Annotated in this window: 13 protein-coding genes; 2 read left to right on the top strand and 11 right to left on the bottom strand. The window is 74.9% G+C overall.

The genetic code is table 11. The features are described from left to right. Positions 1 to 312 precede the first annotated feature (312 nt). The gene (locus ACI8AF_RS18985; protein ID WP_456541301.1) at positions 313 to 2,919 is read right to left on the bottom strand and encodes a PKD domain-containing protein; all 2,607 of its coding nucleotides are present in this window, start codon (positions 2,917 to 2,919) and stop codon (positions 313 to 315) included. A 300-nt stretch (positions 2,920 to 3,219) separates the two neighbouring features. Here ACI8AF_RS18985 and ACI8AF_RS18980 point away from each other — a divergent pair, with 300 nt between their 5' ends. Next, positions 3,220 to 4,422: a glycosyltransferase gene (locus ACI8AF_RS18980; protein WP_456541303.1), complete on the top strand. Its 1,203-nt coding sequence runs from the start codon at positions 3,220 to 3,222 to the stop codon at positions 4,420 to 4,422. On the opposite strand, the gene ACI8AF_RS18975 is transcribed toward ACI8AF_RS18980, so the two are convergent. The 9 genes from ACI8AF_RS18975 to ACI8AF_RS18935 form a co-directional block, all read right to left on the bottom strand. Beyond that, positions 4,406 to 5,881, bottom strand: coding sequence for a flippase (locus tag ACI8AF_RS18975; RefSeq protein ID WP_456541300.1), 1,476 nt, complete (start codon positions 5,879 to 5,881; stop codon positions 4,406 to 4,408). The two genes, ACI8AF_RS18980 and ACI8AF_RS18975, sit on opposite strands and share 17 nt — an antisense overlap. Further along, complete coding sequence (locus tag ACI8AF_RS18970; protein ID WP_456541299.1) at positions 5,878 to 7,191, bottom strand: O-antigen ligase family protein; 1,314 nt, start codon at positions 7,189 to 7,191, stop codon at positions 5,878 to 5,880. The genes ACI8AF_RS18975 and ACI8AF_RS18970 overlap by 4 nt, the downstream gene beginning before the upstream one ends. An 11-nt stretch (positions 7,192 to 7,202) precedes the next feature. Further along, on the bottom strand, positions 7,203 to 8,462 hold the full coding sequence (locus ACI8AF_RS18965; protein WP_456541298.1) for a hypothetical protein: 1,260 nt from the start codon (positions 8,460 to 8,462) through the stop codon (positions 7,203 to 7,205). Between the two features lie 67 nt (positions 8,463 to 8,529). Further along, on the bottom strand, positions 8,530 to 9,984 hold the full coding sequence (locus ACI8AF_RS18960; RefSeq protein WP_456541297.1) for an exopolysaccharide biosynthesis polyprenyl glycosylphosphotransferase: 1,455 nt from the start codon (positions 9,982 to 9,984) through the stop codon (positions 8,530 to 8,532). Positions 9,985 to 10,009: 25 nt separating this feature from the next. Beyond that, on the bottom strand, positions 10,010 to 10,981 hold the full coding sequence (locus ACI8AF_RS18955; RefSeq protein ID WP_456541296.1) for an NAD-dependent epimerase/dehydratase family protein: 972 nt from the start codon (positions 10,979 to 10,981) through the stop codon (positions 10,010 to 10,012). 199 nt (positions 10,982 to 11,180) lie between these two features. After that, a complete protein-coding gene (locus ACI8AF_RS18950; protein WP_456541295.1) occupies positions 11,181 to 11,771 on the bottom strand; it encodes a LuxR C-terminal-related transcriptional regulator in 591 nt (196 codons plus the stop codon). A gap of 31 nt (positions 11,772 to 11,802) precedes the next feature. Next, positions 11,803 to 12,591 carry a response regulator gene (locus ACI8AF_RS18945; protein ID WP_456541294.1) on the bottom strand — a complete coding sequence of 263 codons (789 nt, stop codon included), beginning with the start codon at positions 12,589 to 12,591 and terminating at the stop codon, positions 11,803 to 11,805. Beyond that, positions 12,573 to 13,259 carry a sensor histidine kinase gene (locus ACI8AF_RS18940; protein WP_456541293.1) on the bottom strand — a complete coding sequence of 229 codons (687 nt, stop codon included), beginning with the start codon at positions 13,257 to 13,259 and terminating at the stop codon, positions 12,573 to 12,575. Before ACI8AF_RS18940 ends, ACI8AF_RS18945 begins: the two co-directional genes overlap by 19 nt. Positions 13,260 to 13,517: 258 nt before the next feature. Continuing rightward, positions 13,518 to 14,837 (bottom strand): UDP-glucose dehydrogenase family protein, encoded by a 1,320-nt coding sequence (locus tag ACI8AF_RS18935; RefSeq protein ID WP_456541292.1) that lies wholly within the window; start codon positions 14,835 to 14,837, stop codon positions 13,518 to 13,520. A gap of 131 nt (positions 14,838 to 14,968) precedes the next feature. Here ACI8AF_RS18935 and ACI8AF_RS18930 point away from each other — a divergent pair, with 131 nt between their 5' ends. Beyond that, positions 14,969 to 15,862: a sulfotransferase family protein gene (locus ACI8AF_RS18930; protein WP_456541291.1), complete on the top strand. Its 894-nt coding sequence runs from the start codon at positions 14,969 to 14,971 to the stop codon at positions 15,860 to 15,862. 13 nt (positions 15,863 to 15,875) lie between these two features. Here the strand turns inward: ACI8AF_RS18930 and sat are convergent, their stop codons facing one another. Continuing rightward, positions 15,876 to 17,549 carry a sulfate adenylyltransferase gene (gene sat, locus ACI8AF_RS18925; RefSeq protein WP_456541290.1) on the bottom strand — a complete coding sequence of 558 codons (1,674 nt, stop codon included), beginning with the start codon at positions 17,547 to 17,549 and terminating at the stop codon, positions 15,876 to 15,878. Positions 17,550 to 17,591 lie beyond the last annotated feature (42 nt).

Genomic DNA, 17,591 nt, shown 5'->3' with positions numbered 1-17,591 from the left:
GGGGGGGGGGGGGGGGCGGGCCGGAGGTGGTGGTGGTGTGGTGGGGGGGGTGGGGGGGGGGGGGGGGGGGGGGGCGGGCCGCCCCCGGGGCCAGGGCGACGAACGCCGCCGCCACCAGGACCACCACGGGGGCGGTGCGTACGGCGATCGGCACTCTCACGGCGACATCCATTCCGGCTCGGGACCCCCGGACCGCGCCCGCTGCTGGGCACGGACCCGCGCCCGGCCAGCCTTCTGACGCGCGCCCACCGCGTCACCCGCCAGGTGCATGACGCGGTGTCGTCCATCGGTCGTAGGCACCGCCGCCGGCTCTCAGCCGGACCACTCGACGTGCAGGACCGGGGCGCGGGCCGTGCCCCGCTCGAACGCGGCGGCCGTGCGGGTGCCGCTGCCCGTGACGACCAGGACGACGGGGTTGCCGCTCTGCCAGCCGGCGCGGCTGACGATCTCCTGCAGCACCGCGGTCAGGTCCGGCGTGCGCTGGTCGGTGCCGCGCGCGCCGACGGTCGGCCAGGCCGCGGGCGTCCACGCGACGGTCGCCGTCGTCCGGGGCCGGGACGAGATGTTCTTGGAGACGTTGGCGAACGCCGGTGCGGCGTCCGCGGCCTGACCGGCGATGGTCAGGGCGGTGGCGCCCGACGCGGCCTCGTCGACCGAGAACTGCACGTACGCGGCGGTGATCGTCGCTCCCGGGGGTACGGCGACCCCGGCGAAGCGCAGCCCGACGGTCTGCACCGTGGTGCCGTCCGCGACCAGCTCGAGGTCGGTGCCGGTCAGGGACACGCTCGCCGACCGTTCCTCGGCGTCGTCCGTCCCCGCCGCCACGGGCAGGTCCAGGACGCCCGGGGGTGGCGCGGTGACCGTGACGGTGACGTCGTCGGAGGCCTGGAGTTCCCCGTCGTCGGCGGTCAGGCGGAGCACGTAGGCACCGGGCGCCGAGAAGGTCGCCGTCGTCGCCTCCGCCGTCGTGTCGTCGAAGACGACGTCGCCGGGCCCGTCCACCTCCGACCACTCGGCGTCCACCGCGGAGCCGAGCGGGAGCCCGTCGTCGAGGACCCACCCGGCCAGCGGGGCCTCGCCGGGCATCGTCACCTCGACCTCGGGGCCGGCGCTCAGCAGCGGGGCGGTGTTGGTGTCGCTCGGGCTGCCGTACTCGATGTGCAGCACCGGGGCCCGGCCCGCCCCCCGTTCGAACGCCGACGCCGTGCGGGTGCCGCTGCCGGTGACGACGAGGACGACGGCGTTGCCGCTGACCCAGCCGGGTCGGTTGACGATCTCGCGCAGGACCGGCGCGAGGTTGGGTGTCCGCTGCTCCGCCCCCTGTGCGCCGACGGTCGGCCAGGCCGGTGGCGACCACGCGACGGCCGCCGCCGTCCGCGGTCGGGAGGAGACGTTCTTCGACGCCGTCGTGAACGTCGGCGGGTCGTCGGCGGCCTGACCGCCGATCGTGAGGGCGGTGGCCGAGCTCGTCGCCTCGTCGACCGTGAACTGCACGTAGGCGTTGGTGACCGTGGCCCGTGGCGGCAGCGCGACCCCGGTGAACCGGAGGCCCACCTTCTGGACGGTGCTGCCGTCGGTGACGAGCTCCAGGTCGGTCCCGGTGAGCGAGACGCTCGCCGACCGCTCCTCGGCGTCGTCGCTGCCGGCCGTCAGCGGCACCTCGAGCACCCCTGGCGGGAGCGCCGTCACCCTGACGGTGACGTCGTCGGTGGCCTGCAGCTCCCCGTCGCTGCCCGTGAGGCGGAGGACGTAGTCGCCCTCGGCGGTGAACGTGGCCGTCGTCGACGCCGCGGCCGGGTCGGCGAACGTCACCTCACCGGGCCCGCTCACCACCGACCACGCGGCGGTGGGCGTGGCCCCCGTGGGCCGGCCGTCGTCGGTCACGGCGCCGGACAGGCCGGCCGCCGACGGCATCCGCACGTCCCGGTCGGCGCCGGCGTACACGTAGGGCGCCAGGTTCCCGGGCAGCGGCGGCAGCGCCACCGCCAGCTCGTGGAGGCGGCCGTCGCGCTCGCTGGAGTTGGTGTTGTTGTCCACCATCCGGTCGACGACGTACAGGTTCAGCCCGCCCGACCCGTCGCTGGGCGGGGCCAGGGTGATCCCCGCCGCGCTCTTCGGCTGGGCGGCCGCGATGCTGATCGCATTGACCAGCGCGCCGTTGCGGCTGACCTCGTAGACGGTGCGGCTGCCGCTGTCGAGCACCAGGATCGTCCCGCGCGTCGGGTGGACGACGAGCCCCTCCGGGTCCATCGCCCCGTAGCGGGACAGGTCGAAGCCGGTGACCGTGTCGTCGCCGTTCGGCGCGAGGGCGTCGAAGGCGCCGTTGGGCCCGGGACCCCAGTCGTACACCGCCTTGTCGTGGCCGTCGACGACCATCAGGTGCCCGTTGCCGAGGGCGTCCACCTCCACCGCGACGTCCTCGGCGTCGCCGTTGCGGAACGGCCGGGTGGAGAAGGACGTCTGGCTGTCGTCCGCCGTCCCGAACCGGCCGTCGGCGCCGGGCTGGACCCGGAAGACCAGGTCGAGGTCGTCGTCGGAGACGAACAGGACGCCGCGGGCCTCGTCGTAGCTGACGCCGGCCGGCTCGTGCGACCACGGGACGGTGGTGCCGCCGACCTCGGCCGCCTGCGCGCCGTCCCGGCCGGCGAGGAAGAGGTTCGTCCCGGTGTACAGCGGCATCTCGTCGACCTCGGAGTCGCTGACCAGCAGCTGTCCGGTGTTCGGCAGGTACGTGATGCCGGCGGGGTCCGGGCTGGGGACCGCCCAGTTGCCCGTCTCGACCGTCCGCACCAGGGTCGCCGTCAGTGCGTCGGCCCGCGCCGGCGGCGCGGGCGCGGCGATCAGCGCGGCGGCCACCACCGCGAGCGCGACGGCAAGGCGTGAGGCCGGCTGCAGTGCGAGCGGCTGACGTCGGGACATCTCGGCTCCTCCCCTGGCGGTGCCGAGGACCCGCCCAGGAAAGACGCCCGCGGTGGGGCTGTCAACCCTTTCCGGACCATTTTCGTCACTTTCACCGTCGATGCTGCCGCCATTCCCGGGCGGTGGTCGCCGAATAGGTCCGAGGAGAATCCGGCACACCATTGGCACGAGGTCGTCTCGTGCAGACGGCGGAGACGTCCGGGCGAATTCCCGCGCCCTTCCGGAAATGGTTCTGGGACACGGCCGGGAGGCGCAACATCTGCCTCTCCGGCCGACCCTGCGGGAGGGCACGTGGACCTCATGTGGACGGACGACGCGCCTGTACCGACGGCGCTGCACGTGTGCACCCGGTATCGCCGGGGTGGATCGGAACGGCGGCTGCGGGACTGCATCAGGGCCGTGCCGGAGCTGCGGCACCACGTGCTGCTCGGCGAGGACTCGGACCTCGAGCTGGCTCGGGCGCAGACGGGTGCCGAGCACGTCGAGTCGCTGCCCAGTCTCGTGCGGCCGGTCTCCCCGGCGCGCGACCTCGCGGCCGTCTACGCGCTGTGGCGCCTGATCCGGAGCCGGCGGTACGCGGTCGTCGTCTCGCACCAGTCGAAGGCCGGGGTGCTCACCCGGCTGGCCGCCTCGGCCGGCAGCGGGGTGCCGGCGGTCCACTCGCTGTCCATGGCCAGCTTCGGTCCCGGCTACGGCCGGCTGGAGAACTGGCTGTTCCCCCGGCTCGAGCGCGGGCTGGGCCCGCGCACGTCCGCCTTCTGCGTCGTCGGCAGCGACCTCGCGCACCGGTTCGCGTCTGTCGGCGTCCCGGTGGACCGGCTGCACGTGGTGCGCTCCGGCGTCCCGCTGCCGACGCAGCTGCGCGGACGGGCGGAGGCCCGGCACCTGCTCGACCTCCGCCACGGGACCCGCCCGGGCCGGCGGCTGATCTGCTACGTCGGGAGCCTCGAGCCGCGGAAGAACCCGCTCCTGCTGGCCGCACTGCTGCGGCGCCTGCACGACCGGTGCCCCGACGCCCCCGACCTGCTGGTGCTCGGCGACGGTCCGGAGCGCGCGCGGCTCACCGCCGAGCTCGCCGCGCTCGGCCTGGCCGACCACGCCGTGCTGGCCGGGCACGTGGCCGAGCCCGAGCACGTGCAGGACGCCTTCCGGGGGGCCGATCTCGTCGTCCTGCTCAGCGACGCGGAGGGGCTGCCGCAGGTGCTGGTCCAGGCCGCCGCGGCCGGCACCCCGTTCGTGGCGTTCGACGTCGAGGGCGTCCGCGAGGTGCTCGCCCTGGGCGCGCAGGGGTCCGCGGTCCCGCTCGGCCGCGTCGACGACGCGGCCGACGCCGCGCAGCAGTGGCTCGCGTCCTCGCCGACCGCCTGCCGCGAGCCCCTCGCCGACCTGTCGACCTGGTCGCCCGAGGCGATAGCCGATGCCTACCGGGCCGTCTTCGACCGCGTGGTCGGCACGCTCCCGGTGCGCCTGCCCGAGCGCGCACCGCTCACCGTCGCGTCCTGACCAGCGCGGCGAGGGCCGGACCGGGCCGTCCGCCGCGGGCTCGCAGCAGCGCGATCCCCAGCACGGCCGCGCCGTAGGCCGCCGCGCCGGCCGCCGCCGACACCGGCAGCGGCTGCGCCGCGGTCAGCAGGAGGGCGCCCGCCGTGGGCACGCTGGCCAGCAGCGGCCAGCCGTTCGACCGCAGGATCTGCGACCGGCCGGTGGCCCGGCGCAGCAGGACGGCGTAGGCCACGAGCAGCCCGATCTCGCACAGCACCGAGCTGACGGCGGCCCCGAGGTACGACCAGCGCGGGATGAGCACGCAGTTGAGGCCGATGTTCACCAGCGCCACCACCGTGACCGCCACGGTCCGCGCGGACTGCCGGTCGATCGCGGCGAGGGACAGGCTGAGGGTGTGCCCCAGCATCCGCACCGGGATCACGACGACGAGGAGCTGGTAGGTCAGCACCACCGGGGCGAACTCGGCGCCGTAGAGGAAGTCGATCGTGCGCGGCGCCAGGAGCAGGGAGCCCACGGTGATCGGCACGCCGATCAGGGCGACCAGGCGCAGCGAGAGGTCCCGGAGCCGGGCGAACTCGTCGGGCCGCCGCGGCCAGGCCCGGCCCATGCGCGGGAACAGCGCACGGTTGATGCTGCGCGGGATGACGTTGAAGTAGAGCACCAGGTTCGTGGCCGCCTGGTAGAGCCCGACCGCCGCGGGCCCCTTCCAGACGCCGAGCAGCACGGCGTCGAAGCGCGCGTACGTGAGCATCCACGTGTCGCTCACGGCGAAGGGCGTGCACTGGCGGACGGTGCGCCACAGCGACCCTCGTGCGGCCCGGGGCAGGGGGAGGCCGTGGAGGTGCCGGCCCACCAGCAGCCAGGCCCACAGGGCACCCAGCGCACGGGAGGCGGCGAACGCGCCGAGCACGGCGACCGGTCCCCCGCCCTGCTGCAGCAGCACCACGGTGGCCGCGAGGTAGAGCGCCTCCTGGCCGGCCGTGACCAGCGTCTCGAGGGCGAGCCGCTCCCAGGCCCAGAACGCCGCGAACAGCACCCGCGCCAGCCCGTCGAAGAGCATGCCGACGGCGGCCACCGCGAGGCAGAGGACCGTCTCGCGGCCGGCGCCCACCGCCCAGGCGCCGGCCGGGACCAGGGCGGTGAAGAGCACGCCCAGCAGCACCGCGAGCAGCAACCCGGTCTGGACCCACCGCCGACCCTCCTCCGGCCGGCGGGCCACCTCGCGGGCGAGCAGGGTCGGGACCCCGTAGTAGAAGGGCAGCAGGCCGGTGAGGGTCAGCGCGAACTGCACGACGCCGAGGGCGACCGGGCCGCCGGCACGGGCGAGCAGCACCACGACACCGATCGCCGAAGCCGCCCGCAGGGCGAAGGTGAGCAGCTGGGCGGTGGAGTTGGCGAGCACCTTCCGGCCCACCGGAGGAGGCGGCTCGACCGTCCCGGTGCGCGGCTGCGCCGTCACCCCCGCGGCTCCGGGGCCTGCCGCGCCGCCGAGGCGAGCAGGAAGGTGGCGGCCAGGAGGCCCATCAGCGTCCAGAACCACCGGTAGTGCAGGACCTCGTGGGTCAGCGCGGTGAGCGCGAACGCGGCGCAGGCGCCGCCCAGCGCCGCCGGGACGGGCACCGCCTCGGCCAGTCGGGGCGGGAACCGGCTGCGGTTGCTGCCGAGGACCCGGGCGCCGACCGCGCCGATCAGCGCCACGAGGGCGAGCAGCCCCACCGGCCCGCGCTCGACGAGCGTCGCCAGGTAGTCGTTGTGGGCCTCCTTGTCGAGCCGGGCGAACCCGGTGCCCAGCTCGTGCTTGGTGGCGCCCGGGCCGATCCCGAGGAGGTGGCCGTTCTCGAACACCTCGAGCTGCTGCTGGAACAGGATCCCGCGCTTGTCGGCGCTCTCCGGGCTCCGCCCGACGGTGTACCGGAGCAGGGGGTCGTCGCTCTGCTCGGCGACGGCGACCACGGTGGGCACGACCGTGACCCAGGTGGCGCCGAGCGCGACGACCAGCGTGGTCACGACGGCGATGGCCTGCACCAGCCCCTTGCGCAGCCGGAGGTGGAGGAAGGCGGTGACCAGCAGACCGCCCACCAGCGAGAGCAGTGCCGCGTTCGACCCGGCGAAGAACATCGCGGTGAGCAGGAGCAGGTAGCAGCACGCGCGCAGCGACCGGCGCCGGGGGAACCCCGACAGCAGCACCATGAAGATGCCCATCATGAAGTAGTTGCCGGCCATGTTCGGGTGGTCGAAGAACAGCTGGGCGCGGCGGCCCCACTCGGTCGTGCCCGAGATGGCCGGTACGCCGCCGACGACCCCGGCGATGAGCACCGCCGCCCACAGGCTCGCGCTCACCGCCCAGGCCCGCACGGCGAACGCCAGCGCGCGCGGCGTGCGGCAGACGGTCGCCAGCGTCGCGCACCAGAGGAAGAGGAACACCTCCTGCCCCGCCGCGATCCCGCCGCGGAACGGGACCGCGCTCAGCATCGCCGCGACGAGACCGGCGCTGACGTAGGCGGTCATCGGCACGAAGAAGGGGAAGTTCAACCGCGCACGCCGGCGCACCGCCCAGAGCAACCCCGTCGTCACCCCGACGGCGACGATCAGGTCGATCGGTGCGCCGTTGCCCGGCCCCTTCGGGCTGACCAGGGGGGTCAGCCCGATGCACAGACCGATCACCGTGAGGACGCCCTTGCCCGGCTCGAGCGGGCGGGACAGCCACGGCTCGGCCTCGGAGAGGCCCAGCAGGGGCTGCGGCGGGGCACCTCCCCATGCCCGGGTCATCGCGGGAGCCCCTACGGGGCGGGGAGGGCCGAGGGCTCCGTCTCCGCGGCGCCGGACGTGGGCACGGCAGCCCGCCGGTCGGCCCGGCGGACCCGGCCCTTGTAGGTGATCACCCCGACGACGGGCTGGCGCGCCAGCTCCGCGTGCCGCTCGACCGGTTCGAAGACCGACGTGCCCTTCACCGTGTCCGGTGCGATCACCACGAGACCGGAGCCCGGCAGCCCGATACGCGGGCTGTCCTCCTCGCCGACGGCGCCGCCGAGGGACAGCGGGACCACCCGGGGTCCGCCCTCGTCGTCGTCGAGCTCACGGGCGAGGCCCGACAGGTCCAGCTGCGGGCCCGCGGCGACCAGCTGGACGGTCCGGACGCCGGCCGCGTCCGCCGCCAGCGTGAGGTAGTTGGCCAGCCACCGGTCGCCCAGCCCGCGGTGGGGCAGCGGCGCTCGCCGGAGCCGGGCCAGCAGCGGTGCGCCGAGGTGCCGCGCGGTCGCCGGGCCGTCGAGGGTGGGGCGCCACGACTCCAGCGTGGCCGCGATGGCGACGCCGAGGACGAGGCCGAGCAGCCCGCCGATCGCCAGGCGGGTGACCAGCGCGGTCGGCACCAGCGAGCCGCTGGACCCGGCCGAGGCGACGATCCGCGGCGCGACCGCGGTCGCCAGCGTGCTGGCGAGCCGCTCCCGCTGCGCCTGGAGCTGGGCCCGCTCGGCCACCGCCTGGTCGTGCTGCAGCGCCAGCGCCTCGACGTCGCGCAGCTGCGCGACGGCCTGGGCGGCGGCGATCTCGATCGAGCCGATCCACGCGTCCACCTCGGCGATCCGCGCGTCGAGCTGGGCGAGGCTCTGCCGGCTGGCGCCGAAGATGGCCTCGTCCCGGATGCGGACGATCTCCTCCGCGAAGGCGTCGGCGAGCGCGGCCGCGGCCCGCGGGGAGCCGTCGACCACCGTCAGCTCCAGCACGCCGGAGGTGCCCACCGACGCGACCTGGACGTTCTCGACGAGGGTCACCCGTGGCCGCCACAGGTCGGCCGCCTGCAGCGCCGCGGTGACGGTGTCCCGGCTCGTGGCGATGGCCAGCGCCGTGTCGGCCAGCGCGCTGGCCTCCTGCACGTCGCGGGTGTCCCACGTGCCGATCGTCAGCCGGGCGCTGGCCTGGTAGGTCGGCTCCTGCATGCGGGCCAGCTGCAGGGGCACGGCGACCCCGGCCAGCACCATCACGAGGATCACCAGCCAGTGCCGCCGGAGGATCCGCTGCGCCGCCTGGTTCAGATCCATGTCCGTCGTCCCATCCGTCCGGGCCGGGCCCCCGTGCCGGGACCGGCGTTGCGTGGTGCGGCGGTGGTCACCGGCCACCTGCCGACAGGACCTGCCCGACGGTGCGCATCATGATCTTGATGTCGCCCCAGATGGACCAGTTCTCGATGTAGAAGTTGTCGAAGCGCGCGCGGTCGGCTATGGAGGTGTTGCCCCGCAGGCCGTGCACCTGCGCCCACCCGGTCAGCCCCACGGGCACCCGGTGGCGGGCCATGTACCAGGGGAACTGGCGGGTGAACTCGTCGACGAAGAACGGCCGCTCGGGCCGCGGGCCGACCAGGCTCATGTCACCGCGCAGGATGTTCCACAGCTGCGGGAGCTCGTCCAGGGAGGTCCGGCGCAGGAGCCGGCCGGCCGGTCCCAGCCGCCCGTCGTCGGCGATGCACCATCGGGTGCGCGACTCCTGCTCGCCGGAGGGCCGCATCGAGCAGAACTTCAGGAGCGTGAACGGCCGGCCGTCGAGGCCGATGCGGGTCTGCCGGAACAGCACCGCCCCGGTCTCCCAGCGGGCCAGCGCGGCGCACACCACGAGGACGGGGGCGAGCAGCGCGAGGGCCAGGCCGGCGAGGACGACGTCGGCGACGCGCTTGACCGTCCAGGTGCCCGTCCGGAACGGGGCGCGCCGGATGCGCACCAGCGGCACGCCCCACAGCACCTCGGTGTCCCGGGTGACGGCGTGCAGCTCGTAGAGGCGGGGGACGAAGAAGATCTCGCAGGACAGCCGGTCGCAGGCGCGCAGCATGTCGACCAGCGACGGCTCGGGCACCCGGCCGAAGGAGACGATGACGACGTCGATCGCGTGCTCGACCAGCACGCGGTTGAGGTCGCGGTACATCCCCAGCACGGGGACCGGGCGCTCCTCCAGGCACAGCAGCGGGTCGTCGTCGAGCAGGCCCGCGGGGCGCAGCCCGTACTCGGGGTGGGCCAGCAGGGAGCTCGCCAGCCCGCCGGCCACCGTGCCGGCGCCGAGGAGCAGCACCTGCTGCTGCAGCCGTCCGCGGCGCCGGGCGGCCCGGATCGCCGCGTAGGCCAGCGCGCGCCCGAGCAGGCACAGGACGCCGAACAGGGCCGCGGTGCCCAGCCGGGCGGTGCCGGCGACGCCGTCGCCGAGCCCGCCCAGCACCATGGCCCCGGCACCGGCGGCCAGGGCCCGGACCAGCACGGTCGGGGCGTCGTCCAGCACCGACAGCGACAGCCCCGCCCGGTAGAGGGACGCGTTGTGGAACAGCAGCACGACCAGGACCAGGACGGTCAGCGTCTTCAGGCCGGTCGTCCCGGTGAGCAGCATGGCGAGCACGAAGGCGGCGACGTCCACGCCGAGCAGGGCCGCGGCGAGCAGCCGGGTGCCCCGCCGCGACCGCTGCCGGCGCGGCGGCTCGTCCACGGGGGTGGGGCCGGACGGGGTCGCCTCGTCGGGCGCCCGCCGCGGCACCGGGCGGTGCGCCGTCCCCGGCGCCGCGGTCCTGTGCAGCTCGATGGTCACGGCAGGTGCCGTCCGCCCTGGCCGGTCACGCGACCGCACCGGCCGCGGCGAGGACCCCGGGAGCCCCGACCGCCGCCCGTTCGGCCGCCACCATGGCCGCGAGCCCCTCGCGCAGCGTCGTCGCGGGGACGTAGCCGAACCCCTCGCGCGCCACCCGGGTGTCGGCCGCCGTGTCGCGGACGTCCCCCCGCTGGACGGGGAGCCGGCGGACCAGCGGCGCCCCGGCCAGCTCGCTCACGAGCTCCAGGACCTGGTTCATCGACGTCCGGCTGCCGCCCCCGATGTTGGCGACGCCGGTGAAGTCCGACCGCGCGGCGTCGTGCACCGCCCGGACGACGTCGCCGACGAAGGTGAAGTCGCGCGTCTGCGTGCCCTCGCCGTAGAGCTGGAACTCCCCGCCGCGGACGGCGGCCGCGACCAGCCGGGAGAACGCCATGTCCGGCCGCTGCCGGGGTCCGTAGACGGTGAAGAACCGCAGCGAGACGGTGGGCACGCCGAAGCCCCCGCGGTAGAGCTCGCACAGGTGCTCCGCGGCGAGCTTGGTGACGCCGTAGGGCGAGACCGGCCGGGGGCGCAGCGTCTCGGCGGTCGGGTAGGACTCCGCGTCGCCGTAGACGCTGGAGCTGGACGCGTAGACGACCTTGGCGACGTCGAGCTGCCGGGCCGCCTCGAGCACCACCTGGGTCGCCAGGACGTTCCGCCTGACGTACACGGCGAAGTCGGCCCCCCACGAGGGACGGACGCCGGGCTGGCCGGCGAGGTGGTAGACGACCTCGGCACCGCGCAGCAGGTCCGGCAGCCGGGGGTCGAGCAGATCGACCCGGTGGAGCCGGAACCGCTCGTGCGCGGCGGCCGCCAGGAGGTTCTGCTCCTTGCGGGCGGGGTCGTAGTAGTCGGTGAAGGAGTCGATGCCGGTCACCTCGTCCCCCCGCGCCAGCAGGTGCTCGCAGAGGTGGGACCCGACGAAGCCCGCGGCCCCGGTGACGACGCATCTCATGAGGACTCCCAGTGCCGAACCGCCTGAGGACCGCGACGCTAGGAGCCGGGGTGACGGTTCCGGATCCGCCACGGGCACTACTCCGACTACGCACCCCACCGGAGAGGCGGCCGTCCCCGCGGTGCGGCCGGGCCCCCCGCGCACAGCGACCGGCCGGCCGCCCCGAGGGGGCGGCCGGCCGGTCAGCGGCTGCGGCGGGTCAGGCGACCCCCGCCCGGCGGGCCAGGGTCACCGCCGCCAGGGAGGTGTGGACGTCGAGCTTGGTCAGGATGCTCTGGGTGTGCGTGCGCACCGTGTTCGCCGAGATGTGCAGCCGGCCGGCGATCTCGTCCCGCGTGGCGCCGCTGGACATGGCGACCAGGACCTCCCGCTCCCGCGCGGTGAGCGCGCTCAGCGGCTCCTCGGCCCGGCGCCGGTCCTCGTCGTCGTGCACGAGGACGTGCAGCAGGCGCGTGAGCGGTCCCGGCGAGATCCACGTCTCCCCGCGGCAGACCGCCTGCAGGACGTCGAGGAGCACGCAGACCCCCACCTCCTTCGGCACCCACGCCCGGAAGCCGGCACGGATGGCCCGGGCGAGGGCGGTGGTGTCGTCCGCGCCGGTCACGCCCACGAGCTTGAGTTCCGGGCGCTCGGCGAGCAGCTGGGGCGTCACGTCGAGGAAGCCGCCGGGCTGCCCGTCGACGGCCAGCACCGCGACGTCGACGGGGTGCACCCGGACCGCGCGGACGATCTCGTCGCACCGCGTGGCGGTGGCGACGACCCGGATCCCCCGCTCAGTCGCGAGCCGCATCCCCAGCGCCTCGACGAAGGCTCGGTGTTCGTCAGCAAGCACCACGCGGATCTCGGGCATGCAGGGATGCTCGGGGAGCCGGTGGGACCGGTCGACCTGCAGAAGGCGCATGGTGGTGTACGTCCCTTGCAGTAGTCCGCGCCGCGAGCTCGTCCTCGACCCCTGCACCCACGACGAGCGCGACGGCCTGCAGCCTGGTGTGCACACCCAGCTTCAAGAGCACGTTCTGCACGTGGGTGCGTGCCGTGCTCGTCTCGACCCCCAGCGAGCGGGCGATCTCCACGGTGTCCTCGGCGCTCACCAGCAGCCGAAGCACCTGGCGTTCCCGCTCGGTGAGGTGGGCCAGCAGCCGGTGCACGCGGTCCTGCTCCGCCGAACCGCCCCGTCGGCCGGGCACGGGCGGCGCGGGCACGGCCCGGCCGGCGGCGACCCGCTGCAGCGCGTCGAGGATCGCGGCCACCGGCTGGTCCTTGCGGAGGAACGCCGCCGCCCCGGCGCCGACCGCCGCGGCCTGGTCCTGGGGGTCCGTGGAGCCGGACAGGATCACCACCGGGCAGTCCGGATGGCGGGCCCGGAGCGCGGTCAGCGCCTCGATGCCGTCCCCGACGGGGAACCGCAGGTCCAGGAGGACCAGGTCGGGGCGGTGCTCGCGGACCGCGGTGAGCAGCCGCCCCGGCGTGTTGGCGACCACGACCTCGTGCCCGTGCCTCGCCAGCGCGGCCGCCAGCGGCTCCACGAAGAGCCGGTGGTCGTCGCAGAGAACCAGGCGCATGCCGTCCCCCACCCCCCGTGCCCCGCCGGTCAGCCGGTCGGTGGCCATGACGCCAGGTAGCGGGGCCGCCGGTCGTCGTCCGGGACCGGGAGGCTGATGGCCACGAGCGCCCCGCCCAGTTCCGCCGAGGGACCGGCCGTCACGCTGCCCCCGAGTGCCTGCACCGTCCGCCGGGTCACCGGCAGGCCGATGCCCGTGCCGCTGGGCCCCAGCCCGAAGCCGGGCCCGTCGTCCTCGACCACCACGCGGACCGACCCGCGGGCGCACGAGACGCGCACCCACACCGTCCCGGACGGGCCGGCGGCACGCGCGGCGTTGTCGACGAGGTTCACCACGCACCGGCGGATCGCCGAGCGCGAACCGTGGACCCACGCCGTGCACGGACCGCCCCACCGGTGGACCGTCCCGGTCCAGGTGAACGCGAACGCCCGGACGACCGAGTCCACGACCTCCTCGACGTGCACGGGGCCGCTCTCGGTGCCGGCACCCCGTGCCTCCTCGAAGACGCTGGACGCCGCGCTCGGGATCTCCTGGACCTGGTCCTCGATGCGGTCCAGGTACTCGAGCAGCTCCGGCGGCAGGCCGATGACCCCCCGGGCCGCCTCCGCGAGGGCGAGCACCACCGCGACGGGTTGGCGGATCTCGTGCAGCAGCGTTCTCAGCCAATCGCCCACCTCGAGGGCGACGACGTCCCTTCGTTCGGCGACCTCGGTCACTGGACGCCCCCCATCTGCACCCTGTGCTGGGTGCCGCGCGCTCCCCCGTGCGCGGCGGACCGGTGTGCGGGGAGTTCCGCACACCCGGTCACCGGAGCGACTCCGGAAGGTAGGGCACATCAAGGTTCACGAACAGCGGTCGCAAGTCCCCTTCCGGCAAGGTTCCGTTGGGCAGATGTTCAACTTCACCATTGGTACGTAGGTGACCACGCGGTGTACCACCGGCGACGATTCCGGTTGCGCTGTGTTGCGAGGGGGTCACCCGGCGCGGCGGCCCAGGGCGCGGTAGGTCCAGCCGGCGGCCTCCCAGGCGTCGCGGTCAAGGGCGTTGCGGCCGTCCAGGACGCGTTTGCGCGCGACGACCTTCCCGAACCCGACCGGGTCGAGCTCGCGGTACTGCTGCCACTCGGTGAGCACCAGGACGGCGTCGGCGCGCTCGGCCGCCTCCTCGGCGGTGGCCACGTGGTCCAGGTGCGGCCACTCCCGGCGGCTGTTGTCCACCGCGGCCGGATCGGTCACCCGCACCACCGCCCCCTGCAGCTGCAGCTGCGCGGCCACGTTCAGCGCCGGCGAGTCGCGGATGTCGTCGGAATCGGGCTTGAACGCCGCCCCCAGCACCGCCACCCGCTTGCCCAGCAGCGACCCGTCGCAGACCTCCCGGGCCAGCTCCACCATCCGGATCCGGCGGCGCATGTTGATGTTGTCCACCTCGCGCAGGAACGTCAGCGCCTGATCCGCCCCCAGCTCCCCGGCCCGGGCCATGAACGCCCGGATGTCCTTGGGCAGGCAGCCACCGCCGAAGCCCAACCCGGCGTTGAGGAACTTCCGCCCGATCCGGTCGTCGTAGCCGATCGCGTCGGCCAGCAGCTTCACGTCCGCCCCGGTCGCCTCGCACAGCTCGGCCATCGCGTTGATGAACGAGATCTTCGTGGCCAGGAACGAGTTCGCCGCCGTCTTCACCATCTCCGCCGTCGCGTAGTCGGTGACCACCTGCGGCGTGCCGCGGGCGACGATCGGCGCGTACACCTCGTCCAGCAGCGCCCGGGCGGTCGCGCCGTCCTCACCGGCCGGCAGCCCGTACACCAGCCGGTCGGGGTGCAGGGTGTCCTGCACCGCGAACCCCTCCCGCAGGAACTCCGGGTTCCACGCCAGCAGCGCGCCGGGCACCTTCTCCCCCACCATGGCGGCCAGCTCCCCGGCGGTCCCCACGGGGACCGTCGACTTCCCGACGACGAGGTCCCCCGGTTCCAGGATCTGCAGCAGGGACTCCGTCGCCGCCTGCACGAAGCGCAGGTCCGCGGCGTACTCCCCGCGCTTCTGCGGCGTCCCCACGCACACGAAGTGCACGCGCGCACCGGCCGCGTCGAGGACGTCGGCGGCGAACCGGAGCCGGCCGGTCGCCATGGTGCGGGCGAGCAGCTCCTCGAACCCGGGCTCGAAGAACGGCGGACGAGCGTGCGCCAGCGCGTCGACCTTCCGCCGGTCGACGTCGACGCCGACGACCTCGTGGCCGAGTTCCGCCATGGACGCGGCGTGCACGGCGCCGAGGTAGCCGCTGCCGATGACCGAGATCTTCATGCTCTGCTCCGCTCGGGACGCTGGTTCGGCTGACGAGGTGCGGCTCCCCGGGCGTCCGGCGGGGCCTTCCGGCCGGCCCGCCGGTGCGCCATCATCGGCCGCATTTCCCCGGGGACGAGGTAGTCGGACACATGGGAGCCAGCGCAGAGACCGAGGTCGCCGTCCGGCGACTCCCGACATTCCTGCTGATCGGTGCGATGAAGGCCGGCACCACCAGCCTCTACCACTACCTGAGCGCGCATCCGCAGATCGCGGTGCCGCAGTACAAGGCGCCGGAGTTCTTCGTCGCGGAGTCGAACTGGGATCGCGGGATCGACTGGTACCGCAAGCAGTTCCCGCCCGCGGGACCCGAGGTCCGGGCCGTCGGCGAGGCCTCGAACGCGTACACCAAGTACCCGCGCTACCAGGGCGTGCCCGAGCGGATCGCGAGCGTCCTGCCCGGCGTGCGGCTGGTCTACGTCGTGCGCGACCCGATCGCCCGCATCCGCTCGCACTACCAGACCAGGGCGGCCGAGGGCAGCGAGCGGGCGCCGTTCGCGGACGCCGTCTTCGATGACCACATCTACCTCGACTACAGCCGTTACGCGATGCAGATCGAGCAGTACCTGGCGCACTTCCCCCGGGAGCAGCTGCTGGTGATCACGTCGGAGGATCTCCGGTCCGCTCGCGGGGAGACGATGCGTCGGGTGTACGAGTTCGTCGGCGTGGAGCCGGACTTCGCCTCCGCCGACCTGGAGCGGGACTACTACCGGACCAGCGACCGGGCCGCCCGCTCCCCCGTCCCGCTCCCGCTCCGCAAGTTCCTCAAGCGCCGCTTCCCGGCCACCCGCCGGTTCAAGGAGCTGGAGAACAACACGCTGAGCGCGGTGCGGCGCCTCACGGGCCGGGGCGGCGAGCGGCCGGCGACCGCGCCGTTCGAGATCTCGGACGCCGTGCGGGCGAAGCTCGTGGCCGAGCTCGAGGACGACGTCCGGCGGCTGCGCCGGTACCTGCCCGAGGGCTTCGACGGGTGGGGCATCGCCTGACCCGGGCGCCGTCTCACCGGGCACCGCCGGCGACGGCGGGCACGGCCGCGGTGAGGGCGGACGGGACGTGGTCACCGGCCGCGCTCTCCAGCCGGCCCGCGCCGCGCAGGTGCTGGCACACGAGGTCGCCGATGAGCTCGGGGTCCGCTCCGCGCGGCACCGCGAGGACGGGCGGCGCGTCGTCCGGGACGGCGTCGGCGGGCCCCTCGGGACCGTCCGCGGCCGGTTCCTCGCGGACGTCGACGACGAGGTCCCGCAGCGGCTGTGCCAGCGCGGCGGGCTGCGCCAGCCGCTGGGCCACCTCACCGGAGCACACCACGGCGCCCCCGTTGCGCAGGAGGTCGCCCACCAGCCGGGCCACCAGCGGTGCGGCCGGCCCGCCGCCGTTCCACACGAAGCTGTCCAGCAGGGTCACCGTGCGCCCGGCCTCCTGGAGCCCGGCGACGACGGCCGCCGCGGCCCGGTCGGCCTGCGGGCTCCCGGCGCGCACCAGGACGCCGACCCCCTGCCGGACGCGCGGGGGGAACGCGCGCCGCAGCTCGGTGGCCACCTCCGGCGGGGTGAACCACTCGGGCAGCTCGGCGCCGTCGGCCAGCCGACGGCGCTGCTCGGTCCCCGAGATGCTCATGCGGTGCTGGCCCGGCAGGACGTCGTCCTCCGGGCGGTACTCCCCCAGCTCGCGGACGTAGACCATCTGCCGGAACGGGACCACGCCGATGCCCAGCTCCGCGGCGTGGCGCTGCACCAGCTCCTGCGCGGCGTAGGGGTCGTAGTACGGCGCACCGGAGCGGTCCGGGCCGGGGCCGGCGTGGTCCCGGCCCACGATGAAGTGCGTCGCACCGTGGTTCTTGCGGATGATCGCGTGCCAGAGGGCCTCCCGCGGCCCGGCCATGCGCATCGCCAGGGGCAGCAGGGACAGCAGCACGCTCCCGGCAGGATAGGTCGGCAGCAGCGCGCGGTAGCACCGCACCCGGACGTAGGGGTCGACGTCCCCTGGTTTCGTCACACCGACGACCGGGTGCAGGAGCACCTTGGCGTCGGCCTCCCGGGCCGCCCGGACGGTCAGCTCCTGGTGGGCACGGTGCATGGGGTTGCGGGTCTGGAACGCCACCACCCGGTCCCAGCCCCGGACGGCGAACTCGGCGCGCAGCTCCGCCGGCGTGTGCCGCAGGGACCGGAACGCGTGGTGGGACGGCAGGCGCAGCACGTCGAGCGGGCCGCTGATGTACCAGTCGTGGGTCCGGTGCAGCAGGGCGTCGACGCCGGGGTGCGTGGGGTCGGTCGTCCCGAAGACGGCGTGCGCCTCCCGCACCCGGTCCGGGCACCAGGTGCCGCGCATCCACAGGACGGCGACGTCGGCCCCGCGGGCCCGCAGCGTCAGCCCACCCGCCAGGTGCGCCGCCTCGACCACGTGCCCCGGGACGTCGAGCGTCACCGGCACCGGCCACAGCTCGCCGCTGGTGAGGCGCATGCGCGCGCACACGGAGTCGTAGTCGGCCTCGTCGAGGAACGTGCGCAACGGGGAGAAGCCGCCGGTGGCCAGCAGTTCCAGGTCGCAGCGCTGCCGGCGGGTCAGCTCCCAGCGCGGCAGCTCCCGCGCGGCGCGGGCCACCTCGACGGCGCGGCCGTTGCCGACCCGCAGGTCGACCAGGGTGCCCCCGTGCGGTGGGGTGCCGGCGATCGTCACGGGGATCTCCGATCGTGCTCGTGGGGGACGCGGGAGGGGTGG

It is taken from the genome of Blastococcus sp. SYSU D00669 (assembly GCF_054050715.1).
Note: the sequence above shows the minus strand (reverse complement) of the source record. Positions and strands in the feature narration are given on the sequence as shown.

Coding starts and splice junctions, on each gene's coding strand:
- ACI8AF_RS18985 (WP_456541301.1), bottom strand. CDS start 2,919: ATGTCCCGACGTCAGCCGCTCGCACTGCAGCCGGCCTCACGCCTTGCC.
- ACI8AF_RS18980 (WP_456541303.1), top strand. CDS start 3,220: ATGTGGACGGACGACGCGCCTGTACCGACGGCGCTGCACGTGTGCACC.
- ACI8AF_RS18970 (WP_456541299.1), bottom strand. CDS start 7,191: ATGACCCGGGCATGGGGAGGTGCCCCGCCGCAGCCCCTGCTGGGCCTC.
- ACI8AF_RS18965 (WP_456541298.1), bottom strand. CDS start 8,462: ATGGATCTGAACCAGGCGGCGCAGCGGATCCTCCGGCGGCACTGGCTG.
- ACI8AF_RS18955 (WP_456541296.1), bottom strand. CDS start 10,981: ATGAGATGCGTCGTCACCGGGGCCGCGGGCTTCGTCGGGTCCCACCTC.
- ACI8AF_RS18950 (WP_456541295.1), bottom strand. CDS start 11,771: ATGCGGCTCGCGACTGAGCGGGGGATCCGGGTCGTCGCCACCGCCACG.
- ACI8AF_RS18945 (WP_456541294.1), bottom strand. CDS start 12,591: ATGGCCACCGACCGGCTGACCGGCGGGGCACGGGGGGTGGGGGACGGC.
- ACI8AF_RS18935 (WP_456541292.1), bottom strand. CDS start 14,837: ATGAAGATCTCGGTCATCGGCAGCGGCTACCTCGGCGCCGTGCACGCC.
- ACI8AF_RS18930 (WP_456541291.1), top strand. CDS start 14,969: ATGGGAGCCAGCGCAGAGACCGAGGTCGCCGTCCGGCGACTCCCGACA.